Source organism: Corynebacterium incognita (genome assembly GCF_014217255.1).
GTDB lineage: Bacteria > Actinomycetota > Actinomycetes > Mycobacteriales > Mycobacteriaceae > Corynebacterium > Corynebacterium incognitum.
In genome coordinates, this window is sequence record NZ_CP059404.1 from 1,113,369 (window position 1) to 1,139,226 (window position 25,858).

General features: G+C 59.7%; 19 protein-coding genes, 3 rRNA genes and 1 pseudogene. 5 read left to right on the forward strand and 18 right to left on the reverse strand.

Features of this window, described 5'->3' with window-relative positions; genetic code table 11:
- Positions 1-177 precede the first annotated feature (177 nt).
- Together H0194_RS05135 and H0194_RS05140 are read right to left on the reverse strand one after the other, a co-directional pair.
- Positions 178-1,074, reverse strand: a complete 897-nt coding sequence (locus H0194_RS05135; RefSeq protein ID WP_185176727.1) for a universal stress protein — start codon at positions 1,072-1,074, stop codon at positions 178-180.
- 150 nt (positions 1,075-1,224) lie between these two features.
- Positions 1,225-1,371, reverse strand: a complete 147-nt coding sequence (locus H0194_RS05140) for a hypothetical protein (protein ID WP_185176728.1) — start codon at positions 1,369-1,371, stop codon at positions 1,225-1,227.
- Between H0194_RS05140 and H0194_RS05145 the strand changes: the two genes are divergently transcribed.
- On the forward strand, positions 1,307-2,371 hold the full coding sequence (locus tag H0194_RS05145) for a pseudouridine synthase (RefSeq protein ID WP_185176729.1): 1,065 nt from the start codon (positions 1,307-1,309) through the stop codon (positions 2,369-2,371). The two genes, H0194_RS05140 and H0194_RS05145, sit on opposite strands and share 65 nt — an antisense overlap.
- Here H0194_RS05145 and H0194_RS11165 read toward each other — a convergent pair.
- The 12 genes and pseudogenes from H0194_RS11165 to H0194_RS05200 form a co-directional block, all read right to left on the reverse strand.
- A complete protein-coding gene (locus H0194_RS11165; RefSeq protein WP_425486449.1) occupies positions 2,313-2,666 on the reverse strand; it encodes a potassium channel family protein in 354 nt (117 codons plus the stop codon). The genes H0194_RS05145 and H0194_RS11165 overlap by 59 nt on opposite strands.
- Before the next feature lie 207 nt (positions 2,667-2,873).
- Positions 2,874-3,134, reverse strand: coding sequence for a potassium transporter TrkG (locus H0194_RS11115; protein ID WP_343061342.1), 261 nt, complete (start codon positions 3,132-3,134; stop codon positions 2,874-2,876).
- Positions 3,135-3,204: 70 nt separating this feature from the next.
- Positions 3,205-3,735: pseudogene (locus H0194_RS11120) on the reverse strand (potassium transporter TrkG); the annotation flags it as partial.
- 414 nt (positions 3,736-4,149) lie between these two features.
- Positions 4,150-5,616 (reverse strand): putative Ig domain-containing protein, encoded by a 1,467-nt coding sequence (locus tag H0194_RS05160; RefSeq protein WP_185176730.1) that lies wholly within the window; start codon positions 5,614-5,616, stop codon positions 4,150-4,152.
- Between the two features lie 533 nt (positions 5,617-6,149).
- A 5S ribosomal RNA gene (gene rrf, locus H0194_RS05165) occupies positions 6,150-6,266 on the reverse strand.
- A gap of 121 nt (positions 6,267-6,387) precedes the next feature.
- Positions 6,388-9,458 (reverse strand): 23S ribosomal RNA (locus tag H0194_RS05170).
- A 463-nt stretch (positions 9,459-9,921) separates the two neighbouring features.
- Positions 9,922-11,435, reverse strand: a 16S ribosomal RNA gene (locus H0194_RS05175).
- Together the 16S, 23S and 5S rRNA genes form the textbook arrangement of a ribosomal RNA operon.
- Before the next feature lie 541 nt (positions 11,436-11,976).
- Positions 11,977-13,083 (reverse strand): hypothetical protein, encoded by a 1,107-nt coding sequence (locus H0194_RS05180; protein ID WP_185176731.1) that lies wholly within the window; start codon positions 13,081-13,083, stop codon positions 11,977-11,979.
- Complete coding sequence (locus H0194_RS05185) at positions 13,064-13,957, reverse strand: AAA family ATPase (RefSeq protein WP_246389091.1); 894 nt, start codon at positions 13,955-13,957, stop codon at positions 13,064-13,066. The genes H0194_RS05180 and H0194_RS05185 overlap by 20 nt, the downstream gene beginning before the upstream one ends.
- Positions 13,944-15,002 carry a hypothetical protein gene (locus H0194_RS05190; protein ID WP_185176732.1) on the reverse strand — a complete coding sequence of 353 codons (1,059 nt, stop codon included), beginning with the start codon at positions 15,000-15,002 and terminating at the stop codon, positions 13,944-13,946. The genes H0194_RS05185 and H0194_RS05190 overlap by 14 nt, the downstream gene beginning before the upstream one ends.
- Positions 14,983-15,891, reverse strand: coding sequence for an ATP-binding cassette domain-containing protein (locus tag H0194_RS05195; protein ID WP_185176733.1), 909 nt, complete (start codon positions 15,889-15,891; stop codon positions 14,983-14,985). The genes H0194_RS05190 and H0194_RS05195 overlap by 20 nt, the downstream gene beginning before the upstream one ends.
- Positions 15,888-16,262 (reverse strand): GntR family transcriptional regulator, encoded by a 375-nt coding sequence (locus H0194_RS05200; protein ID WP_185176734.1) that lies wholly within the window; start codon positions 16,260-16,262, stop codon positions 15,888-15,890. Before H0194_RS05200 ends, H0194_RS05195 begins: the two co-directional genes overlap by 4 nt.
- A 244-nt stretch (positions 16,263-16,506) precedes the next feature.
- Between H0194_RS05200 and H0194_RS05205 the strand changes: the two genes are divergently transcribed.
- Entirely contained in the window at positions 16,507-17,850 is a 1,344-nt protein-coding gene (locus H0194_RS05205) for an NYN domain-containing protein (protein ID WP_185176735.1), read from the forward strand.
- A 93-nt stretch (positions 17,851-17,943) separates the two neighbouring features.
- Here H0194_RS05205 and H0194_RS05210 read toward each other — a convergent pair whose 3' ends face one another.
- Both H0194_RS05210 and trxA read right to left on the reverse strand, forming a co-directional pair.
- Entirely contained in the window at positions 17,944-18,714 is a 771-nt protein-coding gene (locus H0194_RS05210) for a PspA/IM30 family protein (protein WP_185176736.1), read from the reverse strand.
- Positions 18,715-18,896: 182 nt separating this feature from the next.
- Positions 18,897-19,295, reverse strand: a complete 399-nt coding sequence (gene trxA / locus H0194_RS05215; RefSeq protein WP_185176737.1) for a thioredoxin — start codon at positions 19,293-19,295, stop codon at positions 18,897-18,899.
- Positions 19,296-19,558: 263 nt separating this feature from the next.
- Here trxA and H0194_RS05220 point away from each other — a divergent pair, with 263 nt between their 5' ends.
- From H0194_RS05220 to H0194_RS05230, 3 genes are all read left to right on the forward strand, one after another.
- Entirely contained in the window at positions 19,559-19,762 is a 204-nt protein-coding gene (locus H0194_RS05220) for a heavy-metal-associated domain-containing protein (protein WP_185176738.1), read from the forward strand.
- Positions 19,763-19,768: 6 nt separating this feature from the next.
- Positions 19,769-22,060 carry a heavy metal translocating P-type ATPase gene (locus tag H0194_RS05225; protein ID WP_185176739.1) on the forward strand — a complete coding sequence of 764 codons (2,292 nt, stop codon included), beginning with the start codon at positions 19,769-19,771 and terminating at the stop codon, positions 22,058-22,060.
- A gap of 121 nt (positions 22,061-22,181) precedes the next feature.
- A complete protein-coding gene (locus H0194_RS05230; protein ID WP_185176740.1) occupies positions 22,182-23,567 on the forward strand; it encodes an MFS transporter in 1,386 nt (461 codons plus the stop codon).
- A gap of 15 nt (positions 23,568-23,582) precedes the next feature.
- Here the strand turns inward: H0194_RS05230 and H0194_RS05235 are convergent, their stop codons facing one another.
- The gene (locus H0194_RS05235; protein ID WP_185176741.1) at positions 23,583-23,765 is read right to left on the reverse strand and encodes a hypothetical protein; all 183 of its coding nucleotides are present in this window, start codon (positions 23,763-23,765) and stop codon (positions 23,583-23,585) included.
- A gap of 304 nt (positions 23,766-24,069) precedes the next feature.
- Positions 24,070-25,518, reverse strand: a complete 1,449-nt coding sequence (gene dnaB / locus H0194_RS05240; RefSeq protein WP_185176742.1) for a replicative DNA helicase — start codon at positions 25,516-25,518, stop codon at positions 24,070-24,072.
- Positions 25,519-25,858: the final 340 nt, after the last annotated feature.

The following is a 25,858-nucleotide window of genomic DNA, read 5'->3' on the forward strand; positions in this document are numbered from 1 at the left end:
AATCACTCCAATTAATTAGTAGGTTTTGTTTACGTGTCACAACGATACCGACTATTGCGCAACCGTGCTAAGCCCACAACGCAAAAACCTGCATCGGTACACGGTATCGATGCAGGTCACGGGGCGCTATAACTTTTTCATTAATGCACCCCTGTCACGGCGGAACCCGGCCAGAACCTAGTCGGAATCTGGGCGCACCACCATCATCGGGCACGGAGCCGCCTGCAGCAGCGCGCGGGAGGTGGATCCCAACAGCATGCCCTTGAATCCGCCACGACCATGCGAACCGACCACGAGCAGTTGCGCGCCCTCGGCAGCCTCGCTCAGCGCGCGCACCGGGCGATCCCGGGCAATAATCTTGCGCACGGCGACGTCGGGATACTTCTCCACCAGCGGTGCCAGGCGCTCGGTGAGCAGGTTAGCTTGCTCCTTTTCCACCTCGGCCCACTCCTGCTGCGCAGCAGAGAGGCCGACAAGCGAAGCCTGAACCTGCATGTCCATCCAGGTATGCACCGCCAACAGCTCCGCGCCGCGGGCGTGCGCCTCGGCGAAAGCGTACTCGGTGGCCTTTGCGGATACCTCGGAGCCGTCCACGCCCACCACGATGGGACCGTACTTGGTGTCGGCGGTGACGTGGTTGTCCTCGCGGACGACGACCACCGGGCAGCTCGCGTGGGAGACCACGGAGGCGGACACGGAGCCCATAACCATGCCGGACAGGCCGCCCATACCGCGGGAGCCCATGACGATCATGGTGACGTCGTTGGACATCTCCAACAGCATGTCAATGGGGGAACCTTCGGCTATGGTGTGACCGATCTTGAGATCCGGGGCTACCTCGTGTGCGATGGCCCGGGCGTCCTCGATCTTTTGGAAGGTCTCGTTCTGCAGGTCGTCGAAAAGCTCCTTCGGCGGGACCATGCCCTCCGCGTACAGGAACTGCGGCATGGTGTAGCTGGAAGCCAAGCGCAGCGGGATGCCGCGCTTCAGTGCGGTGTTCGCCGCCCACCGCACTGCGTTGTTTGATGCCTCCGAGCCGTCTACTGCTACGACAACAATGTCCTCGTGTGCCATGGCCGAATCTCCTTACAAGTATCGGTTCGGTGAAAAACTCTTCTTTTGTTCTACACCTACAAGTATACCGGTTATACCTTTCCCATACTGGTGATATTCGACCTATACCGCTCTTTTAGGGGGACAGGGTGCGTTGCAGTTGTCTGCCCTTTATTTCGGGATTTCCACCGGCGTCGCGCCCTCAGCATTGGACGGGTAGGCGAAGTGGTAGAGGAACTTAGCGACCTCGGCGATGATGGCACCGATACCATGGGAGAAGAACTCAATGACCGGTTCAAGGATCTCGTTAAAATTCATGGGCAAAATCTTACAACAGCCACTCCCTATCCGCGACGGACTTAACCCCACTCGCGCCCGGGTCACCCCGGACATGGGCCCTACCAGGGCGGAAGACCTCATCCTTGAGCTCGTCATGTCCCAGCGCCACCGCCACCCGTCCGACGATGCCGCGGCGGTGCGCGCCCGGTTTAGCGCCGGGGAGGTCGTGCTTCGCGACGGCACGGTACTCGGCCCCGATGACATCGTTGCGGTGCACAGCGACGTCTACTTCTACCGCACCCCCGCGCCGGAGGAACCTGTCCCGTATTCCATCGTCACCGTCTTCGAGGACGAAAACCTCCTGGTCGTGGACAAACCCCCGTTCCTGGCCACCATGCCGCGCGCCAGCCACATCACGGAGACCGCCACCGTCCGCCTGCGCCGGGCCACCGGTAACAGCGAGCTCGCCCCGGCGCACCGTCTGGATCGCCTCACCAGCGGTATCTTGGTCTTCACGACGCGCCGCGCGGTGCGTGGGGCCTACCAGCGGCTCTTCGCCGAACGCGCCGTAACCAAGACCTACGAGGCCATCGCCCCGCTTGGCGAGGTCCAGGCTCCATGCACATGGACCTCCCGGATGACCAAGGTGCCGGGCGAAATCCAAGGCCACAACCACACTGACGGCGAACACAACGCTGTTACTGCCTGCCGCTCCATCACTCCGCTTTCCGACGCCGAGCAAGCCCTCGTCGAGGCCGTCCACGGCCCCTGCCCACCATTGGCGCGCTACGAACTCGCGCCGCGGACCGGCAAGACGCACCAGCTGCGCCTGCATATGCTGGCCGCCGGGGTCCCTATCTTGGGCGACCCGGTCTACCCGGTGACTTTTCCTGTCGACGCCGAGGACATGCGCCTGCCCATGCACCTCACCGCACGCAGCATCGCCTTCGATGATCCTGTGACGGGCGAGCACCGCAGCTTCACCACGCCGCTGGACCTACTGGATCGCCTGAACGAACACCCCGGCGAGACTGCGTAAACGCCTCCAGTTTGGCCGGGGCTCCAGCAGCCACGATGAGATCGTCCGAGACGAATTCCATCCCCGACACCGCCGGCAGCCACTCGCCATTGCCGCGACGTACGGACACGATTTGGACTTGGCGGTTGCGCCACAGCCTCTCCGGATCCCACGGCTTCCCCAGCACGCACGGCGGCGGGCTCAGCTTGCTCACCCCGTAGCTCTCGTCCACCTCGGCGAAGTCTTGGAAGCGGCCGCCAAGCAGGTGCGCAACACGACGACCGGTATCACGCTCAGGGCGGATGACGTGATGCACGCCGATCTGCTCCAGGATCCGGGCGTGCTTATCCGATTGGACGCAGTGAGAATTGAGGCCCCCAGGTGGCCGCCGATGGCCACGACAATGCGTTGCGCCTCATCCAGCCCCAATTGCCACAGCGCACGAGTTCCGAGGCCAGGGAGGTGCCACATCGCCCCAACCCGATGACGGTGACCGGTGGTGTCCATGAGGAAGGAATCTTTCTTAGCCAATGAAAGGCCTTTCTTCGGGGTAGTCAAAGCGCCTGACTACCGACTTTGCCGCCAGCGCCGCAACCAGCGTGATGGGACCGATGCGCCCCAGGTACATTGTCGCCACGAGCGCCAACGCCAAGACGTTGCTGAGGTGTGCCGTGATGCCGGTGGACAGTCCCACGGTGCCAAACGCCGAGACGACCTCCAGAGTGATCTGGTCCGTGGTGAACTCCGGGTCCCAGACAAGGAGCGTTCCGACGCCTAGCGCCACCACCGTCACGCCCGCCGCCGATGAACATGAGCACGTCAGTCATCATGAGCGACAACGGCGACATGTCGGCGTAGTCCATGGTATTAAAGCGCGCGGTGCGGGGCGTCACGCCTTGAAACAGCGCGGAGACGAGCTTGCCATGCAGTGGCAGATGTGCGAGCGAGCGGATCCATTCCGACGCCCTGATGGCCAGCGCTCCGACCACCATCAGGAACGCGGTCATCCCCAGCGTGACGCGGGTGGTCACGGACCACCACGGAAGAGAAACCGTGTCCGCACCGCGCGAGCGCGCCCACCGCGCCATCACGCGACGAAACAGCTCGCCGACAACCGACACGCCCAGGCCCCCGATCACCAGCGCAGACATGATCGCACCGAGGAAAACCCAGTCGCTAGCAAAGCCCATGAGGTTGTCGCTGTACAAGCTGGACCCGGCGTTATTGAAGGCAGAGACCGCGTGAAAGGTGCCGCGCCACGCCGCCGTGAGCGCAGGCTCACCTTGCGGGAGATAAACAATCCCGCCAGGGAGGTCAGGGACATGATTCCAAAGCCACCCACCTGGATGAGCAGCACGATGACCACTTGCCCCAGGAGCGACCAATGCGTGGCGGCGTCCACCATCACCACGCCCGTTAGTAACACAGCGGATGTGGCCGTGAACAGCGCGTGGATGAAGCCGGTGGGCTCGCCCGTCGCGCTCGAGATAGGCAGCATAAGAACAACGCCCCCCGCAAAGATGAGGAGCAAGAATGAAAGTGCGACCAAACGGGCTGCTTTATAGCCGGCCGCTTTCACTGTGCGTGGCACAAACAATGTTCGTACGCCCGCGCCCAACACACAATTCGCATTGAGTGACCAAGACCACATTACTGTCACCCGCAGTAGATGTCACCTATTATTTGTGTAACCTATTGACACGCAAATGAAACAACCGAACAAGCAAAGAATCTGACGCACAAAAAATGGTCCCCGGGTGGGTACCCGGGGACCATCGGGCCGTTAGCGCAGCTGGATGCTAACTACGAACAAAACGACCAAGTTCGAAGCCAAACAGCACACGTTGGCCGGAGATGCCCTCGAAGCTGCGGGACTCGCCAGCGCTGTTGTACACGGTCAGTGTGTAAGGCTGGGTTTTCAGCTCAGCGCTGTCACCGTCCTGGTCCACCCACGCGGACCCGTTGTAGGTGTAGGTCTCGGTGACAGTCTCGCCAGTCGGCGTGGTGTAGGTCAACTCGAACGGACGATCCGTCGGGTAGTCAGCCTGTGCAAGAGAATCGGAGCCAAGGTAGTTGGCAAAGCCGTCCACGTTCTGAGCCCAAGCGAAGGCGAAAGTCTTTGTCACGGTCGCACCGCTATCGGTAGTGACGGTGATGTCGTAGGAACCGGCATCGTTGAGGTGCACCTGGCCCTTCAGGGTCTTGGTTGCCTCGTCCACAGTCAAGCCATCAGGAAGACCGGTCACAGTGAAGCCTTCGCCCTCCGGAACACCGGTGATTTCCAGCGTCACCTTCTTGGAGGTGGCGAGCAGGCCGTCCGGGGTAGCGTTAACGATGTCCAGCGTGTTCTCCTCGACTGGCTTATCAGCGATATCGATGTTCAGCGGAATCTCCTTGGTCTCACCGTTGTTCTCCACAACAGCGGTCGCCGTAGCGGCTCCCGCCACCAGCGGGATACCGGTGATAGTGCCGGTAGCGAGGTCCACCTTCAGACCCTCAGGAAGGCCCTTTACTTCCTTCAGGGTCCAGCCCTCACCGGTCACGGTGATGGAGCCGGTAGCGTCCTTGCCCACCATCGCGCCGTCCAGGGTGATGGAAGCCTCAACCGGAGGCAGCGCCGGAGTGGGCTCTTCGGTGGTTGGCTCCTCAGTCGGGGCCTCAGAAGTTGGTTCCTCAGAGGTCGGCTCTTCAGTGGTCGGAACTTCCGAGGTGGTCTCCTCTGGGGTTGGAAGCACCGGGGTGCTGGAGCCGTCAGACGATCCGCCACAAGCAGATGCCAGAGCAGCAATTGCACCGGCACCCAACAGCAGTGCGGCTGCACCACCGAACACCTGGCCGGTGTTGGTGCCGTAGCCATTGAGCTTAGACTCAAGGTCAGCAGCCATGCCGGCCAACTGCGGGTTGTGGATGCCAAGCTGCTTTTGCATGTTGGTGTTCAGGCGCTCAATGTTGCCCGAGACGTTACCCACGCCAGGAATGTTGAGGTCACCGGCAAGCGCCAGCGGGGCAAGCAAGACCAGCGGGATTCCGATGGCAGAACCGACGGCTACGCAGCCCATGTCGGAAGAACCGCCGCCAGAGAGGCTCGAGGTCGAGAAATCAGAAGATCCGTCGACAGAGGAACCAATGCTAGACAGCGAGGATGCAGAGGAGTCGGCGGACTCGGCCACGGCGGCCGGTACAACGGAATTGGTAGCGAGCGATACGGTAGCGGCTACTGCGACTGACGCAGTGACCAACCGATTGCGGCGGAGTGAGTTCTTCACGTGAAGCTCCTGTCATTGTCGTAGATGTGACCTGCCGGCGCACCCTCAATGGATGTGACTATTGCGGATTCCACTTCTCCAAGTGACCGACACTACTTAAACAATATCCATTTCTTTCCCACTTGTTACACAGTTGAGCAGCCAATATAAGAGCGAGCTCAATTAAGAGAAAATCACCGCGTTGTAATTTCAATGCCGTATGAAGCGCTCGCCTGCACAAAACCCGTTCGCTTCGCCGAACCCCCCCCCTCCGACAGGCACACAGTCTCCCATTAAGTACAACCACCCACTTATGGGTGGCCCTTCGCACAGTGTTCATCCAGGCAAAGATACAAACCCCCGGTAAGACATTGTGCGTTTTCTGTGGTTTTTGGTTGTGCGGGTACCTGTAATGATGTGTGCTAGTAGTTTTTGCACGATCCAGTCGGCCTGGCGGGGTGTGGGTAGGAGAAAAAAGGGGGAAGAGGCCCAGGGCACGCTGTGTGGTGTGCCGTGGGCCTCTTTTGGGTTTATTGAGTTGTTTTATGTTGTAGTGTCGGCGGTTACTTACTCTCCCACACCCTCCCGGGTGCAGTACCATCAGCGTGAGCAGGCTTAGCTTCCGGGTTCGGAATGGGGCCGGGCGTTTCCCTGCTACTATTGCCACCGACAAACCTTCAGGACACACACTATGGGTGTGTTTCTGGTGGTGTTGTGTCAAATACTGCATAGTGGACGCGTGCGACAAGTTTTGTCATGTTTTTGTTGTTTTTTGTTTCACCAAGTGTTGTTTGGTGTTTGTTTTGGTCTATTAGTACCAGTAGCCTTAACAGCTTACGCTGCTTCCAGGTCTGGCCTATCAACCCCATAGTCTTTAGGGGACCTCAAAAGAAACCTCATCTTAAAACAGGCTTCCCGCTTAGATGCTTTCAGCGGTTATCCCTTCCGTACGTAGCCAACCAGCAATGCTCCTGGCGGAACAACTGGCACACCAGAGGTACGTCCGTCCCGGTCCTCTCGTACTAGGGACAGCTTTCTTCAAGTTTCAACGCGCGCGGCGGATAGAGACCGAACTGTCTCACGACGTTCTGAACCCAGCTCGCGTGCCGCTTTAATGGGCGAACAGCCCAACCCTTGGGACCTACTCCAGCCCCAGGATGCGACGAGCCGACATCGAGGTGCCAAACCATCCCGTCGATATGGACTCTTGGGGAAGATCAGCCTGTTATCCCCGGGGTACCTTTTATCCGTTGAGCGACACCACTTCCACACGTTGGTGCCGGATCACTAGTCCCGACTTTCGTCCCTGCTTGAGATGTCTCTCTCACAGTCAAGCTCCCTTGTGCACTTACACTCAACACCTGATTGCCAACCAGGCTGAGGGAACCTTTGGGCGCCTCCGTTACATTTTGGGAGGCAACCGCCCCAGTTAAACTACCCACCAGGCACTGTCCCCAACCCAGATCATGGGCCAAGGTTCAGGTATCCAATCCGATCAGAGTGGTATTTCAACTTGCGACTCCACCACCACTGGCGTGATAGCTTCATAGTCTCCCACCTATCCTACACAAACCGAACCGAACACCAATACCAAGCTATAGTGAAGGTCCCGGGGTCTTTTCGTCCTGCCGCGCGTAACGAGCATCTTTACTCGTAGTGCAATTTCACCGGGCCTGTGGTTGAGACAGCAGAGAAGTCGTTACGCCATTCGTGCAGGTCGGAACTTACCCGACAAGGAATTTCGCTACCTTAGGATGGTTATAGTTACCACCGCCGTTTACTGGGGCTTAAATTCTCCGCTTCGCCATTACTGGCTAACAGGTCCTCTTAACCTTCCAGCACCGGGCAGGCGTCAGTCCATATACATCAACTTCAACGTCTTCGCATGGACCTGTGTTTTTGATAAACAGTCGCTTCCCTCTATTCTCTGCGACCACACACCGCTGCCCACCGAAAAGGTGTTGACAGTATGTGGTCCCCCTTCTCCCGAAGTTACGGGGGCATTTTGCCGAATTCCTTAACCACAGTTCACCCGAACGCCTTAGTATTTTCAACCTGACTACCTGTGTCGGTTTAGGGTACGGGCCGTATCACCACATCGCTAGAGGCTTTTCTCGACAGCACGGGATCACCAACTTCACCCCATTAGGGCTACGCATCACGTCTTACCTAACAAGCACGGATTTACCTATGCCATCAGCTACACGCTTACACCAACAATCCATTAAGCGGCTTGGCTACCCCACTGCGTCACCCCATCACTTGGACCACATATCAGGCCCTACGCACGCACCACACCACACACCCGAAGGTGATCAGGTGTGGTTTGTGGGTAGTTAGTATCAATGCTTTACCATGGGCGCGATAATACGGGTACCAGAATATCAACTGGTTGTCCATCGACTACGCCTGTCGGCCTCGCCTTAGGTCCCGACTCACCCTGGGAAGACGAACTTGACCCAGGAACCCTTAGTCATCCGGCGGGAAGGATTCTCACCTTCCAATTCGTTACTCATGCCTGCATTCTCACTCGCACACAATCCACAGCGCCTTACGATACTGCTTCACATCATGCACGACGCTCCCCTACCCAACAATAAAATTGTTGCCGCGGCTTCGGCGGTGTGCTTGAGCCCCACTACATTGTCGGCGCAGAACCACTCGACCAGTGAGCTATTACGCACTCTTTCAAGGATGGCTGCTTCTAAGCCAACCTCCTGGCTGTCTTCGCGATCCCACATCCTTTTCCACTTAGCACACCCTTAGGGGCCTTAACCGGCGATCTGGGTTGTTTCCCTCTCGACTATGAAGCTTATCCCCCACAGTCTCACTGCTGTATAACACAAATTGCTGGCATTCGGAGTTTGGCTGACATTGCTAAGATGATAGTCCCGCTCAACCAACCAGTAGCTCTACCTCCAACAAGCTCATACAACGCTGCACCTAAATGCATTTCGGGGAGAACCAGCTATCACGGAGTTTGATTGGCCTTTCACCCCTACCCACAACTCATCCCCGCAGTTTTCAACCTACGTGGGTTCGCGCCTCCACGACGTCTTACCATCGCTTCACACTGGCCATGGGTAGATCACCCCGCTTCGGGTCCAGAACATGCCACTGACAACACCCTCATTAGGATTCGGTTTCCCTACGGCTACCCCACACGGGTTAACCTCGCGACATGCCGCTGACTCGCAGGCTCATTCTTCAAAAGGCACGCCATCACACACAACAGGTGCTCTGACGGATTGTAAGCACATGGTTTCAGGAACTATTTCACTCCCCTCCCGGGGTACTTTTCACCATTCCCTCACGGTACTAAATTCACTATCGGTCACACTAAGTATTTAGGCTTACCGGGTGGTCCCGGCAGATTCACAGCAGATTCCACGAGCCCGCTGCTACTCGGGGACAATCACAATGCAGCCTGCCATGCCTTCAGCTACGGGACTCTCACCCACTCCGGTCGACCATTCCAAGCCAGTTCACCTAACACAACACACCACACGCACCACGAACAGATGATGCACGCAACAACCCCACAACACCGCATGCGCAACCCCTGTCCGGTATCACACACACACGGTTTAGCCTCATCCACGTTCGCTCGCCGCTACTAGCAGAATCATTAAATTTATTTTCTTCTCCCACGGGTACTGAGATGTTTCACTTCCCCGCATTACCCCCTACACCCTATGAATTCAGATGCAGGTAACCACCCACAAAGATGATTAGGTTTCCCCATTCGGACATCCTCGGATCAACGCTTAATTGACAACTCCCCGAGGCTTAACGCAGCCTTCCACGTCCTTCATCGGCTTAGCATGCCAAGGCATCCACCATGCGCCCTTAACAACAAACACACAAGATAAACACACTTGATTAAAAAAACAAACAAAACACACTACAAAACAAAACCAAACACACACCCACCAATCCACAAAAGAACCAGTACATATGTGTTTGTAATGCTCGCGTCCACTATACAGTTCTCACACAACACCCACACCACCAAAAAACCAGACCACCCACAAGCAGCCCACCTTCAATGATGCGGCAACCAGAACACACAAACGCATGTCCCAGACACCCAACAGCATGCCAACACACTCAAAACTTCTATCTTTTGCATCAAAAACGTTGCACAACAGCACGCAGGTAAAAAGTTGCTTCTACAGCGCCCCACAATAGGCACCGGGTATGCGTCCACCCGATTTACATAACGGCAGCAGCACCACACACGGGCACTCAACCACCACACCTGACACCCCCGCACACAACCGTGTACACAACATGCCAGGAATAAAAAATAATAATGCTCCTTAGAAAGGAGGTGATCCACCCGCACCTTCCGGTACGGGTACCTTGTTACGACTTCGTCCCAATCGCCGATCCCACCTTCGACAGCTCCCTAACGAGTTTGAGCCACTGGCTTCGGGTGTTACCAACTTTCATGACGTGACGGGCGGTGTGTACAAGGCCCGGGAACGTATTCACCGCAGCGTAGCTGATCTGCGATTACTAGCGACTCCGACTTCATGGGGTCGAGTTGCAGACCCCAATCCGAACTAAGGCCGGCTTTCAGCGATTCGCACCACCTCACGATGTAGCTGCGCGTTGTACCGACCATTGTAGCATGTGTGAAGCCCTGGACATAAGGGGCATGATGATTTGACGTCATCCCCACCTTCCTCCGAGTTAACCCCGGCAGTCTCTCATGAGTCCCCAACTAAATGCTGGCAACATAAGACAAGGGTTGCGCTCGTTGCGGGACTTAACCCAACATCTCACGACACGAGCTGACGACAACCATGCACCACCTGTACACCAACCACAAGGGAAACCGTATCTCTACGGCAATCTGATGTATGTCAAGCCCAGGTAAGGTTCTTCGCGTTGCATCGAATTAATCCACATGCTCCGCCGCTTGTGCGGGCCCCCGTCAATTCCTTTGAGTTTTAGCCTTGCGGCCGTACTCCCCAGGCGGGGCGCTTAATGCGTTAGCTACGGCACGAAAGACGTGGAAGTCCCTCACACCTAGCGCCCACCGTTTACGGCATGGACTACCAGGGTATCTAATCCTGTTCGCTACCCATGCTTTCGCTCCTCAGCGTCAGTAACTGCCCAGTAACCTGCCTTCGCCATCGGTGTTCCTCCTGATATCTGCGCATTTCACCGCTACACCAGGAATTCCAGTTACCCCTACAGTACTCAAGTTAGCCCGTATCGCCTGCACGCCCGGAGTTAAGCCCCGGAATTTCACAGACGACGCGACAAACCACCTACGAGCTCTTTACGCCCAGTAATTCCGGACAACGCTCGCACCCTACGTATTACCGCGGCTGCTGGCACGTAGTTAGCCGGTGCTTCTTATCTAGGTACCGTCACAAAAGCTTCGTCCCTAGCGAAAGGAGTTTACAACCCGAAGGCCTTCATCCCCCACGCGGCGTCGCTGCATCAGGCTTCCGCCCATTGTGCAATATTCCCCACTGCTGCCTCCCGTAGGAGTCTGGGCCGTATCTCAGTCCCAATGTGGCCGTCCACCCTCTCAGGCCGGCTACCCGTCGACGCCTTGGTAGGCCATTACCCCACCAACAAGCTGATAGGCCGCGGGCTCATCCTACACCGAAAAAACTTTCCACCACCGACACTAAACGATGGTCCTATCCGGTATTAGACCCAGTTTCCCAGGCTTATCCCGAAGTGCAGGGCAGATCACCCACGTGTTACTCACCCGTTCGCCACTCGAGTACCTTGCAAGCAAGGCCTTTCCGTTCGACTTGCATGTGTTAAGCACGCCGCCAGCGTTCGTCCTGAGCCAGGATCAAACTCTCCACAAAAAGGCTCGTGAAAAGCCCAAACCTAACCAAAATAAGACAAACCACACAAACACCCACAACCAAAAGCCGCAGAATGCCCATGTAGCTGACAAAAAATACTACAAAAACTGACCCCCACCCGACGGGGCAAACAGGGCCAGAAACATCATCACACACAAATGCAAATCAGTAAATCACAATGCAGCCAATGAAACACTTAAATGTTTACAGTAACGCCCTCATCAAAAAGCGCCACCCGGCACACACCACAACCACCAACACACCATGCGCAACAACACAAAAAATAAAAAAGTACATTGGCACACTATTGAGTTCTCAGACAACGTCACCACACCACAACCCCATGACGGCACAAAACCACCACAAAGAAGATAAGCGAGTGTTTGGCCAGCACCTGTTTTCCTCCCGCCACACAACCAGAAACAATCAGTTCCTGTGGGGCGCTGTCGGTCGCGCTGACCTAGATAAACTTACACACCACACAAACCAAACACAAATCCCCAGCACAACACACAAAAACATGGGTTGTTAATGCACCGGTTTAGGCGCCCTTTTTCAAGCCAAAGAAGTTCTCGAGTCCACCCGTCCACGGGTTGGCCCGGCGCGCCATCCAGCGCAGCACCACGAAGTTTGAAACAAACAGCACCGTCGCCACACCGATAAGCACTCCATCACCGAATACGCCTTCCGAACGCGCGGCAATCAGCGCGATGAAGCCAACCCCAACCAGAATCGGATAGAAGACCGTTCTTACAGTCGCGATGCTGAACTGCGCTGCGATAGTCGGCGTGACTAGTGCCAGGAGCACGATGGGCACCATCTGCCCAGCATCAGCTCGAAAGAAGGCAAGAACTCCGCACAACAACGCGGTGGGCACCACGTTGACCATGCCGACCAGCGTTGTGTGGGTCGCCCATTGCGTGCGCGTGCCGCCTAAGGTGAGGAACTCCCTAAAACCGGAAAACATTGATGCCGACATCGCTGTCGATCCAGAAAGAACTGCGATTGATCCCGCCGGGATAGCTATCTCAACGGAATCCCAGATCGCGCTACCCAAGAACACGATCACGGCAACAACGGCAATGACGGCCCACACAAGCATCCAGCCGCGAATTTGCGATGCCCACACGATTTGACCCAAGGGTGTCGCGGGCAGCCCAAGGCTACGGAGTGTGGTTTTACCGCTGGTGTTCGTAGCCATGTCTTGAACCCGTTCATCGGTGGAGCGGTAATCAATCGCGGATACCGGCCACACCATCGCCGCAAGGAAGCAACATCCCACGATGACAGGAACCCACCAGGGCGCTGGGCTCCCCATCAAGAACTTGATGACCAAGGCCACACTCGTCAACATCGCCGCTACTAACGCATGGAGTCGGCGATGCAGGGCCATGTGCCCGGTGCCCAGGTTCAGCACGCGGTAGACCGCGGGTTCCTTGCCGCCTCCCCAGACCCACAGTCCCAACATCACCGTTGCGCCAGCATCGCGCCACACCTGGTCGGTTCCCGTCCATAAAAAGGCGACAAGCATAAATAGAGTCCCGTACGTCAGGCTCGATGGCGTGAGCAGCAGGTGCCGTGCAATCGCTAGGTCCGACGTGGCGTTTCGCCGCGGGGTGACGGCCTTGCTATAGGTCGGCGCTGTCATGGCGGCCACCTCCTTGTAGTGCCCACACGGCGTTTTCCAGGGTGATTTCCTTGACGCGGACGCGCCCTTGGGCACGCGCGGCGTCGAAAAGCGCGATGATGTCATCGTCGCTGTGCCCGCGCATGTCGACGATCGCTTGGGTACCCAGGCGCCCTTCCTCGCGGTGGAGAACTGTGAGGTCTTGCACCAGGGCGTCGACAAGCTCGCCGGGGCCGGCGAGCTCCAGGATATTGTTGGCGAATTCCTCCGCCCCACCGGCAATGGTGGCGCCATCCTTGCCCAGGAGCAGTACCGTGTCCAGGCGGCCAGCAATTTCGTTGACATGGTGGGTGGACACCACAATCGTGCGCGTGCCGCGGAATTGCTCCAGGACGTCGTAGAATTCCCGGCGCTTATCGACGTCGAGTCCCAGGTACGGTTCGTCCAACAACACCAGCTCGCATCCGGACGCAAACGCGCACGCGATGCCCATCGCGGACTTCTGGCCGCGGGAGAGCCCCGAGTAGTTTTGTTTCAGCGGCAGCTCAAAACGTTCCGTGAGCTCGTCGAGGATGCCATCGTCCCAGTTGGGCCACCGCGCCGCGCCGATGGCGGCGAGCTTCTTCAGGCTCCAGCCGTCGACGAGCGGGGCATCAATGCCCATGAGGATCGTGCGGTCCATGACGGATTGGTTATCAAATGGTTTCTCGCCGAAGACCTCCAGGCCGCTAGCGCGGACCTGACCCGCGATGGCGCGCAGCGCAGTGGTTTTGCCCGCGGCGTTCGGGCCGATGAGCCCATGAGTTTGGTCGGGCCTCAAAGTAAAGTCCAGGTCTTCAAGCACCGCTCCCGCGCCGTATCCAGCGCGCATGGTTGTTGCTTTAACGGCGTGCATTGTTGCTGCTCCTCAGTCCATTGGTTGACAGTTGTTTGGCCGGCCGCACACCGCGCCCGGCGGTGGCGAAGAAGACAATGAGCGTAAGCGCCGCGAGGATGCCATACGCGATGAAGATGGGCGTCGAGATTGCTGCCCCGTCAACGAAGCCGATGGCCATCGACAGGGGCAACGCCACGGCGAACATGGCGGCAAAGGTGACCCAGACGCTGAGACCCGAGAGACCAACGAACATGACGGCGGTGATGACGCTCAATAGGGTGATGTGGCCTCCATACTCGGGGAATAGCGTCACCTCGAGCAGTGCCGCGAAGACGGCCGCAATGGCCGGGCCGGTCAGCAGAGTCACCAGCATCCATTCCCGTCGGGTCTTGCCGAAAGCCTGCCATGTGGCGAGAGTTCGACTGATGGTGAGGACACCGGAAGCGCCCATGGCGATGAAAAGGACCGCGTACGACGCACCCAGCGGGGAATCGACGGGTGTCAATTCCGTCACGATGACCACCACGGCGGCGAACACCGCACTCCAAAGAATCTGCGGATACACCAACAGACGCACTGCCAACGGACCGAAAGGAAGCACCTCGACATCACCGATAGCCAAAAAGGAGCTCAGCTTGTTTTCATCAGCTCGCGCGGTAGGCACCTGCCAGTAGGACAAACATGCCCACAAGGCGGTGAGGAGAAGCGTCAGTCCAATAATCAGCCACCCGCCCCCGCTGGGAACGAGGCCCCCGTTGAACACAGCCATTGCTAGGACCGGCAGGAGCACGACGACGCTGACGACCAGTGCTGCTTTGAGAAACACGGTCCGCCGTAATCCGAACGCGCGTGCGTTGATCGCCGACGGGGAGAACATCATGATGCAGATAAACAGCATTGTCGCTGTCCACACCGCCAAGCCAATCGAGATATTGCCTTCAACGAAGAATTGATTGGCCGCCGTCATGGCATACGCAACGAGGAGGACGTAACCGAGGAGCAGCCACATCCACCGCAGCTGGGAAAGATGGGCGCGAATCAGTTTAAACGTCATCGCCGCCACCCCAATCCTTGCCCAGGAAGACTCCTAGGGCCTCGTCGATAGGCAGGTTGTGAACGGCCACCCCTTCGGGGAGGGCGAGGGCGTCGAGCGCCTCGCGCTTGAGCACCGCGCGCTCCTGTCCAGGCATCCCCTCGGAGTGCACCGCGAGAGTGAGAACGTCGCGAGGCAGGCTGCTGGCGGTCACCGTGACGAACGCGGCGTCTACGTCCGCGGCGTCCATGTCCATAAAGATGGTGCCGTCGCGGCCCAGCAGCAGGTAGTGGTCGATGACCTTCGCGGACTCACCCAGGTCGTGGGTGGCCATGACGATGGTGCGCGGGTTGGCCTCCTGCGAGCGCAGCAGCGCCCGGTAGAAGACCTCCCGGTTGCGAACATCAAGGCCGAGGTAGGGTTCGTCGATAAGCGTGAGCGGCGCGTTGGCCGCCAGGCCGATGATGATGCCGACCATGGAGCGCTGGCCGCGCGAGGCTTTGGAATACTTGGTGCGCGGGTCCAGCTCAAAGGCGTCAATGAGCTCCTTCTCCTCGGCCGCGTTCCAGTGCGGGAAACGGGCGGCCGCGACCTGGAGGACCCTCTTCAGTGACCAGGTGGGGGGATACGGGACGTCGATTCCGGCATAGACCGCCTCATCCATGACGGCAGCGTTATCGAAAGGCTGCTTGCCAAACACCTGCAGTTCGCCGGCAGTGTGCTTGAGCTGGCCGGCGAGCAAGGACAGCAACGTGGACTTGCCGGTGCCGTTGCGCCCGAGCAGGCCATAAATCTGGCCATCTTCGAGGGCGAAATCGACGCCGGTGAGTACTTCCTTTTTGCCGTAGCTCTTACGCAGCCCGCGGGCGATAACGGCGGTGGATTCACTGGCATGGGTGGTATTGATGTCGTTTCTCATTTGTACATCCCTCGGCTTTCAGCAACACGGTCCAATAGCTCGTGCAGTGCTTCGCGCTCGTAACCCAGCCGGACGGCTTCATCAATGAGCGGAGCGACGTATTCCGCAGCGAAGTCACTACGGCGTCGCGAGCGAATATTGTCCACCGCACCCTGGGCGACAAACATGCCCAGGCCCCGGCGCTTTTCCAGTACTCCGATATCGGCCAACAGATTCAGCCCCTTCCGGGCGGTTGCGGGGTTAATGGAATGGAAGGCTGCCAACTCATTGGTGGATGGCGCCTGGGCCCCTTCTTCCAAGGAGCCGTCCACGATGGAGTCCTCCACGAGCGCGGCGATTTGCCGGAACAACGGTTGCGTTGAGTTGTCCATGTTCCCTCTCGTTAACGCTATCCATGAGTTACTCGGTTAGTTACTCATGCAACTAACCATATAACCACCCCCGAAACTATGCAAGAGCTAGGTGCATGCGTGTGAGAAATCCGTCACCACCACCGCCGCTAACCGGGATAAACACCGAAATTGTGGGACGGACATCGACTACTGAGTTCAAATAAGGCACACTGGAGGCGTAACAAAATTTATTTAAAAACAATTAGAACGGAATTTAGGAGTCATGCTTGAACGCACAGTTGTCTTTGTTGACACCTCATACCTCCTGGCCAGCTTTTATAACTCCTGGGAAACGGGCGCTCGCGCGCAGTTAGAAATCGATCTCCCCGAGGTAGTAGCCACCTTGGGCCACATGGTGGAAGGCCAACTAGGCCACCCAGTTCATCGTCAAAATTGGTACGACGGCATCCCCGAATCAGGTCCGCACCGCTACCAGCGCGCACTGCGCACCTGCGACGGTGTGCAGCTTCGCACGGGCCAGCTCATCGAGTGGGGTGAGCGCCGTACACAGAAGGCGGTGGACACCCGCCTTGTCGCTGACATGGTGGTCACCGCTATCCAGCAGCACGTGACCGACTTTGTGCTCGTCTCCGGCGACGCGGACATGATCCCCGGCGTCGAAGAAGCCATCAACAACGGAATCCGCGTGCACCTCTACGGCTTCGGCTGGGACTCCATGTCCTCCGCCCTCCGCCATGCCTGCGATTCGACAACCATCCTGGACCCGCGCGAGGACTTCGCGGACGCTATGGAACTCCAGGTCCTCGAAGGCCCGCTGCCACCAGTCATTCGCTCCTACCAGTCGACGGAGGAGGACGAGGGCGACGAGTGCCCGCCTGGCGCACCGGTGCCCCAGGCCGAAGGCGACAACTCCGCCGCAACGGATGGCAACAATACCGCCACCACCGACGCCCCGGACAACGAAGCCGCGGCAAGCCCTTCGAAGGACGAGAGCACCGCAAAGGAACGAGACACCGAAGAGGCAGACGCCGATGATTGCGTCGAACCGTCCGAGGCAGAAACCGCATTTACGGCGACCCCACGGACAACCTCCCCGAGTCCTGCCAACATGCCCGGCGGCCATCCCACCCCGGCAACCGTCGCTCCCCAGAGTGCGCAGGCCGCCACGCCCGCACGGCCAGGCTCCGAAGAGATCACCAATGAGTCCGCCGCGACGGAGCAGAAGAACGAGACGGCGCGCCCGAAGCCAAGTGGCGCACCCAAGCCCGCACCTAAGCCGTCCATGATGGCGCCGCGACGAAAGCTGCGCTCACGCTATGTTCCCTTGCCGGAAGAGGTGTGGACGTCCGCGGGCTTCCAAACGCCTTTCGACGTCGGCCAGCAATACGCCACCTGGTGGTACAACAACGCGGCCAGCACGGAGCAGCGCGACCAGGCTCATTTGCTCTCCGGCGGCGGCCTGCCGCCCGAGATTGACCGGCCGCTCCTGCAATTCGCCTGCGAGACCCTGCACGAGTACACGCTCAGCGAGTCTCAGCGCGTGAATTTGCGTGACGGCTTCCACTCCGGCATCCGCGGCGTTCTCATTAACGTCCGCCGCACCTAGGACCGCCCAACGCAGCACAGCGGGCCAGCCCCTTCCCTTCAGGGAAGGCAGGCTGGCCCGCTGTTTTCTTTTGGACCTTACTTCTCCGTCGCCTTATTTCTGCTCATCAGCGGCGGGCGAGTCGGCGTCCTCAGCGTTGCTGCCGGCCTCGATTCCCTTCATCTCCTGGCGGAGCTGGTCCAGGCGCGCGGTAGCGCGCATGTCGTTGCCCTCTGACTGGATCTGCTGCATCTGGTCCCCCACGGAGGACTGGTAGATCTCCTGCGCACCGAGGGCATCGGTGTACCGGCGTTCGATCTTAGAGCGCACCGAATCCAGCGTCGGCACGGAATCGTCGGGGGCCAGCGGGTCTTCGCCCTGCAGAATCTCAGCGCTAGTCTCTTGCAGCTTGGCCTGGTCGGCCTGCTGGCGCAGTCCCTCCACCTGCGAGAGTTGCTCCCGCAGGCGCGCCTCGGACTCCTGCTGCTGGCGTTTCGCTTGCTCCGCGGCCTGCGTCGCTTCCTCGTGCTGCTTTGTGGTCGCTTCGATCTCCTGCTCCACGCTGACTAGCTGGGAGGCAAGCACCTCGGCGGTCTGGTTGTAGCGCTCAGCATCCTCCGGAGTGGAAGCAGAATCGGCCGCCTTGATGGCTTCGCGCGCCTGGGACTGGTACTTCTCCTGTGATTCCAGGAGGCGGTTGAGCTTCATTTCCAGCTGCGACTTGGTGCCGATGATCTCCGCCGCGGAATCGGAGATGTGCTGGTGGCGTTCCTTTTCAGCGGCGATGGCCTGCTCAATCTGCACGTGTGGATCGGCGTTGTCCTCAATCTTCTTGTCCAGCGAAGACTTCAGGTAGTTCCATCCTTTGCCCAATGGGTTCGCCATGTCGTTTGCTCCCTATCCTTCGGTGTTGCCTGGTTCGCGTTCTAATATCTCTCATTATGAAATTCGAGGCAGGCCCATAAAAGCGCCTCCTCCCTGCGATCTTAACGAAAGCAGGGAGGAGGCGCTCAGCAAGCGCGCGCGAGCTTGGCGTATGCCGCGGGCGCGCAGGATTGGGCAGAGCCTTAGGCGTTGTTACCCTCGGCACCCTCGGCGTCAGCGGCGGCGTTCTGCTCGGCCACCTGGCGGCGTACCTCGTCCATGTCCAGCGCCTTAACCTGCCCGATAAGATCTTCCAGTGCAGCTGGCGGCAGCGCGCCGGCCTCACGGTAGACCATGATGGAATCACGGAAGACCATGAGCGTCGGGATGGACTGGATCTGCAGCGCAGCGGTGATGCCCTGGTTCTGGTCCGCGTCCATCTTGGCGAAGACCGCGTCCGGGTGCTCCTCGGAGGCCTTCTCAAAGACGGGGCCGAAGCGCTTGCACGGTCCGCACCACTCTGCCCAGGTATCAACCAAAACAATGCCGTCCTGGGTGACGGTCTCCTCGAAGGTGTCCTCGGTGATGTCGATGGTTGCCATGTCTATCGCTCCTTAGGTTTCTCGTTTGCGCCGGCGATGTCAGGGAGGCCTTCTACCGCGGGCTCGTTTGTTGGCGTTCTATGTGGCTCCAACACCACTAGGCTCGGTCCTATTCCTCATCCAATTCCTAGCCCAATTCCTAGCGCCCGCCAGTATGGCACATCAGCTCGATAGCCTCCCTTGCGAGATACCCCCTAGGGGTATACTCTTGAGGACGTAAGCAATTTCACCGACACCATATTTAAGGATTTAAGGAGTTCACCATGGCACAGAAGAACTACTCCGTCGAAGGCATGACCTGCGGCCACTGCGAAATGTCCGTGCAGGAGGAAATCATGGAGATCCCGGGCGTCAACGAGGTCACCGCCGATCACAACACCGGTGCCGTCGCCGTCAGCGGCGAGGGTTTCACCGACGACCAGGTTTCAGCTGCCGTCGCCGAGGCCGGCTACACCCTGAAAGCCTAAATCACCATGTCTACCCCTACTCCGCAGTTTGTTCACCTCGATCTCGGGGTGATGGGGATGACCTGTACGTCTTGTTCCTCGCGCGTCGAGCGCAAACTCAACAAGGTCGACGGCGTCACCTCGGCTGTCAACTACGCCACCGAGTCCGCCTCTGTGGACTACGACCCCACCAAGACCTCCCCCGATGAGCTCATCGAGGTCATCCGCGGCGCCGGATACGACGCCTTCGACAAGGCCGCGACGTCGACAAGCGATTCTGCGGATGCCGACTCCGCGGGTTCCGGACACAGCGCCTCTGCCACCGATCGGCTTGACGACGCCCGCGAAGCCGAGGCTCGCGACCTCCTCCGGCGCACCATCATCTCCGCCATCTTGGGCCTTCCCATCATGGCCGTGTCCATGATCCCGGCGTGGCAATTCAACAACTGGCAGTGGGCCAGCCTCGTCCTGGCCACCATCGTCTACATCTTCGGCGGCGCTCCCTTCCACACCGCCACCTGGGCGAACCTCAAACACGGTTCGTTCACCATGGACACGCTCATCACACTGGGCACCACCGCGGCATACGTATGGAGCCTGTGGGCGCTCTTCTTTGGCACCGCTGGCGAGCCAGGCATGACCATGCACATGGAGCTTTTTGCCCGGAACTCGCACGGTGATGCCATTTACCTGGAGTCCGTGGCCATGGTCATCACCTTCCTGTTGCTGGGCCGCTGGTTCGAGACCCGCGCCAAGGGGCAGTCCTCCGAGGCGCTGCGGGCATTGCTCACCATGGGCGCCAAGGAGGCTTCCGTGCTTCGCGACGGCGCGGAGTCCCGCGTCGCCGTCTCCGCCCTCCAGGTGGGAGACCGGGTGCTCGTGCGCCCCGGAGAAAAGATTCCCGCCGATGGCATTGTCCGCGCCGGCGCCTCGGCCATCGATGAATCCATGCTCACCGGCGAATCCGTCCCTGTGGAAGTCAGCGAAGGCGACCGCGTCACCGGCGCGACGCTCAATACTTCGGGACGCCTGGAGGTGGAGCTCACCGAGGTCGGCGAGAACACCACCCTGGCGCAGATGGCGAAGCTCGTCACGGACGCGCAGTCGAAGAAGGCCCCCGTCCAACGACTCGTGGATCGCATCTCCCAGGTTTTCGTCCCCACCGTCATCGCGTTCGCGCTGCTCACCCTCATCGGCCAGTTACTCGCTGGTGCCTCCCTCACCGCCGCCTTCACGGCCGCAGTGGCAGTGCTCATCATCGCCTGCCCCTGCGCGCTAGGCTTGGCGACGCCCACGGCCATCCTCGTGGGCACCGGCCGCGGCGCCCAGCTTGGCTTACTCATCAAGGGCCCCGAGGTACTGGAGTCCACCCGCAAGGTGGACACGGTGGTCATGGACAAGACCGGAACCGTCACTGAGGGAACGATGACCGTCACGGATGTCCTCGTACCGGAGTCGGGCGCTTACTCTCGCGCCGACGTTGTGGCGCTCGCCGGTGCCTTGGAGCAGGGATCCGAGCACCCTATTGCCCGCGCCATCGTCAGCGCTGCCACAGCAGAGTCCGCCGACGATGCGCCGGACGACGTTACGGACTTCCAGTCCGAGCCCGGCGGGGGCGTGCGCGGCCGGGTCGGCGGCCACGAAGTATTTGTCGGCCGCCCGCAGGGCCCACTGGGGCAACTGCAGGACGGCTTCACCGCGGCGCAGGAACGGGGTGCCACCCCGGTGGTGATCTACGTCGACGGCGCACCGGCGGGCATCATCACTGTCAGCGATACCGTCAAAGAATCTTCCGCCGCCGCCATCCAGCGCCTTCGCGACCTGGGCCTGACTCCCCACCTGCTCACCGGCGATAACAAGGGCGCCGCACAGGCCGTCGCCCGCGAGGTGGGCATCGAGCCCGCCAACGTCACCGCCGGGGTCATGCCGGCGGACAAAGTCGCGATCGTCGAGAAGCTCCAGGAAGAAGGCCACAACGTGGCCATGGTCGGCGACGGCGTCAACGACGCCGCCGCACTCGCGCAAGCCGACCTCGGCCTAGCCATGGGCGCCGGCACGGACGTCGCACTGGAAGCCGCGGACATCGCGCTCATGCACAACGATCTACACTCCGCCGCCGACGCCATCCGGCTGTCACGCAAGACCCTGTCCACCATCAAGGGCAATCTGTTCTGGGCCTTCGCCTACAACGTGGTGCTCATCCCCGTCGCGGCACTGGGCCTACTCAATCCCATGCTGGCTGGTCTGGCCATGGCGCTGAGTTCGGTGTTTGTGGTGAGCAATTCCTTGCGACTGCGGGGCTTCCGCGCCGGGGCCTAAGCCGCTCCCCGCCCGCCGTCGGGCCCCGCAGGTGTGGGCTCTCAATCGATACAGTGCACCGCGAGCATACTTTTATTGACAAATGCTTCCCAATTGTTGGGATAGGGATTAATATGCCTTCATGCTCAATACTGAAAACTCCACCTCACCTGCGGTTCCGCTGACTCGCAACGAGCGCCTAGACCGCATTCCGGTCACCCGTAAGCACAAACGCTTGGTCCTCGGATCAGGAATTGGATGGGCCCTTGACGCCATGGACGTCGGGCTCATTTCCTTTATCATGGCCGCGCTGGCGGTCCACTGGGAGCTGGACAAGACCCAGACGTCCTGGCTCGCCTCTGCGGGCTTTGTAGGCATGGCCATCGGTGCAACCCTGGGCGGCCTGCTCGCCGATAAGATTGGCCGCCGCCAAGTATTCGCCCTTACCCTCTTGGTCTACGGCCTGGCCACCGGCGCCTCGGCACTGTCCACTGGCCTGGCCATGCTCATCGCGCTGCGCTTTGTAGTCGGCCTCGGCCTCGGCGCGGAACTGCCGGTGGCGTCCACCTTGGTATCGGAATTTGCGCCCCGTAAGATTCGCGGGCGCATGGTGGTCATCCTCGAGGCCTTCTGGGCCGTGGGGTGGATCCTCGCCGCGGGCATCGGCACCTTCGTCGTCGGCGCTTCCGACAACGGCTGGCGCTGGGCACTGGCGCTCGGCGCGGTCCCCGCACTTTACGCGCTAGTGGTCCGCCTCGGCCTGCCGGAATCCGTGCGCTACCTCGAAGCGCGCGGGCGCCACGAGGAGGCGGAAAAGGTAGTGGCTTCTTTCGAGGCAGAGGTACCTGCAGCGGAGCTCAACGAAGCTACTCAGGCCGCGGTGGACGAGGTCAGCTCGCCGGGCAGCAGCGCCCGCCTAGAAAGCGACCCGGCGCTGACCGCGCGAAGCATCTTCTCCCCCGTCATGCGCGGGCGCACTGCGGCGCTGTGGATCGTGTGGTTCTGCGTGAACTTCTCCTACTACGGAGCGTTCATCTGGATTCCGTCGCTGCTGGTGGCGGATGGCTTCACCCTGGTGAAGTCCTTTACGTTCACGCTGATTATCACGCTGGCTCAGCTGCCCGGCTACGCCGTGGCGGCGTGGCTGGTGGAGGCGTGGGGCCGCCGCGCTACCTTGGCCACGTTGCTGGCGGGTTCGGCCGCAGCGGCGGGGCTATACGGCACCGCCGACACTGAGATCATGATCATCGTGGCCGGCTGCCTCTTGAGCTTCTTCAACCTCGGCGCGTGGGGTGCCCTTTACGCGATTGGGCCGGAGCTCTACCCAGCGCACATCCGCGGCGCGGGCACGGGTTCGGCGGCGGGCTTCGGCCGCGTCGCATCCATCTTGGCCCCGCTTGCCGTGCCCTTCATTCTGGGCAACTGGTCTACCGGCGTTCTGTTCGCCGTGTTCGCGGCTTCGTTTGCTGTGGCGGCCATCGCCGCCTTCACGCTGCCGGAGCAGCGGGCCAAGGTCGTTGATGCTTAAAGGAGCTCATCGCCTTTAGGCGCCGAAAAGGCGAGTCAGGAAACCGCGCTTCGGGGCGGCTTCCTCCAGCTCACGGATGTCCGTGGGCATATTGAGCAACATGGTGGAGCGCTCCGTGCGCGCTACCGTGATGTCTTCAGTCAGGGAGGCGAGGGTGCTGGCGCACGCTGCCTTCGTGTTCAAGGTGCGGATAGTCATGGCTTGTCCCTCCTCCAATGGGTGACGATCGAAACATCATGGGCTACATCATGTCGAAATCTCTTGCATTGCCTAATTTAGAAGTCCATGACCAGCAAAGTCACCGTTGGTAAGCCAATACTTAGTAACTTTGCCCTTAAATAGGTAAGCCTAAATAGACCATGATTTCCGCACGTAAAAGGCAATTTCTCCCATTCGAGAAGCATCGGGGCGCCGACGCCCGCGACTGCCAGTGTGACAAAGTTAACATTGACGCCCTCGTTGGGGGGGGGGAGGTTCGCGAGGCGTCGAGAAGCGGTCTCGCTTAGCCGCGGGCCATGTTGACGAACTTGGAGTAGTGCAACTGGTGCGCGACCTGCACGGTATCGATAGGGCCGCCACGATGCTTGGCTAAGATGATGTCGGCCTCACCAGCGCGCTCGTTGTCACGGTCCTGGGAATCCGGGCGGTACAACAGCATCACCATATCCGCGTCCTGTTCCAGCGAGCCGGACTCACGCAGGTCGGCCAACTGGGGCTTTTTGTCCGTACGAGCCTCTGGGCCACGGTTGAGCTGCGAGATGGCGATGACGGGGACATCGAGCTCCTTAGCCAGCAGCTTGAGCTGTCGCGAAAATTCCGACACCTCCTGCTGACGCGACTCCACCTTGCGGCCTGAACTCAGCAGCTGCATGTAGTCCAGCACCACCAGATCTAGGCCGTGGGTCTGCGAGAGCTTGCGCGCCTTGGAGCGAATCTCCATCATGGTCAGCGTCGGGGAATCGTCAATGTACAACGGCGCCTTTTCCAGGGCATCAAAGCTCGCCACCAGCTTCTGCCAGTCCTCCGTGGACACCTTGCCGCCGCGCATATCCGACAGCTTGACCTCGGCCTCCGCGGACAAAATACGCATGACGATCTCCTCGCTGGACATCTCTAGCGAGAAGATGACGGACGTCTTGCCGTGGCGAATAGAGGCCTCGCGCATGAAGTCCATGGCCAAGGTTGACTTACCCACGCCCGGACGCGCCGCGATGATGATCATCTGGCCGCCGCGCAGGCCGTTGGTCAGCTCGTCCAAGTCAATGAAACCGGTGGGCACACCCACCTGTTGCCCGCCGTGCTGCTGCAGCTCGGTGAGGGTATCGATGGTGGGGCCGAGCAGGTTACCCAAGACGTCGTAGTCATCTGCGGTTTGGCGCTTGCCGACGGCGAAGACCTCCTGCTGCGCCATATCCACGACAGCGTCCACTTCGGCATCTTCCAAGCCTTCGTAGCCCAGCTGCACTACGCGTGTACCGGCTGACACGAGGCTGCGGAACACCGCCTTTTCCGCGATCATCTCAGCGTAAAAGCGCGAGTTCGCCGCACTAGGTACGGACGCCACGAGCTGGTGCAGATATGCCGCGCCACCCACGCGCTCCAGATCGTTTTGGCGATCCAACTGGCCGGACAGAATGAGCGGATCGATCTCGCCCTCGTTGGACAAGACCTTCAGAATCGCCTCGTAAATCGTGCGGTTGCGGGGCACATAAAAGTCATCGGGTTTGAGGATGTCCATGACTTCGTCACAGGCTTCCCGGCTGAGCAGCATCGCACCCAGCACGCCTTCCTCAGCCTCGCGGTCCTGCGGCGGGGTGCGGAATTCACCGTAATTGTTTCCCTGGTCCGACCGCGGGGAGGAATAGCGCCCAGTGGGCTCCGGCGGGGAATCATTAAACGGTTCCGGAGGGAAACTGGCGTCGTCGAAAGCTGGGCTAAAGCCACTCGTCATAGGTTCTCTACCTTCCCCTTTTCACGGATACGACCGCCGGTGCCGGGGCACCGCGGACGCCACGCGCATCGAAAAATAAACCGCTTGCTCGAACAGTCTAGCTGGGTCTGAGCCAGTGGATAACTCCACTGGCTCGCGGACCGATATCCACCCCAGCCCCCAAGTTATCCACAGCTCCCGCTCCTATCGGCGCCTCATGTGCGGTTTTAAGCATCCGTGCCCTACACCCACTGTGGATAACTTGTGGAGAAACGGACGCATACTTTGGCACTTTTCATGCAATGCGCAGCTCAGACGCCATTTGTGGCTGTGGACAACCATCGTGTTAATTGTGCAAAAC

Excerpts from the sequence above, each read along its gene's own strand:
- H0194_RS05135 (WP_185176727.1), bottom strand. The coding sequence starts at position 1,074 with ATGGCACACGAGGACATTGTTGTCGTAGCAGTAGACGGCTCGGAGGCA.
- H0194_RS05145 (WP_185176729.1), top strand. The coding sequence starts at position 1,307 with ATGATGGCACCGATACCATGGGAGAAGAACTCAATGACCGGTTCAAGG.
- H0194_RS05140 (WP_185176728.1), bottom strand. The coding sequence starts at position 1,371 with ATGAATTTTAACGAGATCCTTGAACCGGTCATTGAGTTCTTCTCCCAT.
- H0194_RS05180 (WP_185176731.1), bottom strand. The coding sequence starts at position 13,083 with ATGACAGCGCCGACCTATAGCAAGGCCGTCACCCCGCGGCGAAACGCC.
- H0194_RS05185 (WP_246389091.1), bottom strand. The coding sequence starts at position 13,957 with ATGCACGCCGTTAAAGCAACAACCATGCGCGCTGGATACGGCGCGGGA.
- H0194_RS05195 (WP_185176733.1), bottom strand. The coding sequence starts at position 15,891 with ATGAGAAACGACATCAATACCACCCATGCCAGTGAATCCACCGCCGTT.
- H0194_RS05200 (WP_185176734.1), bottom strand. The coding sequence starts at position 16,262 with ATGGACAACTCAACGCAACCGTTGTTCCGGCAAATCGCCGCGCTCGTG.
- H0194_RS05205 (WP_185176735.1), top strand. The coding sequence starts at position 16,507 with ATGCTTGAACGCACAGTTGTCTTTGTTGACACCTCATACCTCCTGGCC.
- H0194_RS05210 (WP_185176736.1), bottom strand. The coding sequence starts at position 18,714 with ATGGCGAACCCATTGGGCAAAGGATGGAACTACCTGAAGTCTTCGCTG.
- trxA (WP_185176737.1), bottom strand. The coding sequence starts at position 19,295 with ATGGCAACCATCGACATCACCGAGGACACCTTCGAGGAGACCGTCACC.
- H0194_RS05220 (WP_185176738.1), top strand. The coding sequence starts at position 19,559 with ATGGCACAGAAGAACTACTCCGTCGAAGGCATGACCTGCGGCCACTGC.
- H0194_RS05225 (WP_185176739.1), top strand. The coding sequence starts at position 19,769 with ATGTCTACCCCTACTCCGCAGTTTGTTCACCTCGATCTCGGGGTGATG.
- H0194_RS05230 (WP_185176740.1), top strand. The coding sequence starts at position 22,182 with ATGCTCAATACTGAAAACTCCACCTCACCTGCGGTTCCGCTGACTCGC.
- H0194_RS05235 (WP_185176741.1), bottom strand. The coding sequence starts at position 23,765 with ATGACTATCCGCACCTTGAACACGAAGGCAGCGTGCGCCAGCACCCTC.
- dnaB (WP_185176742.1), bottom strand. The coding sequence starts at position 25,518 with ATGACGAGTGGCTTTAGCCCAGCTTTCGACGACGCCAGTTTCCCTCCG.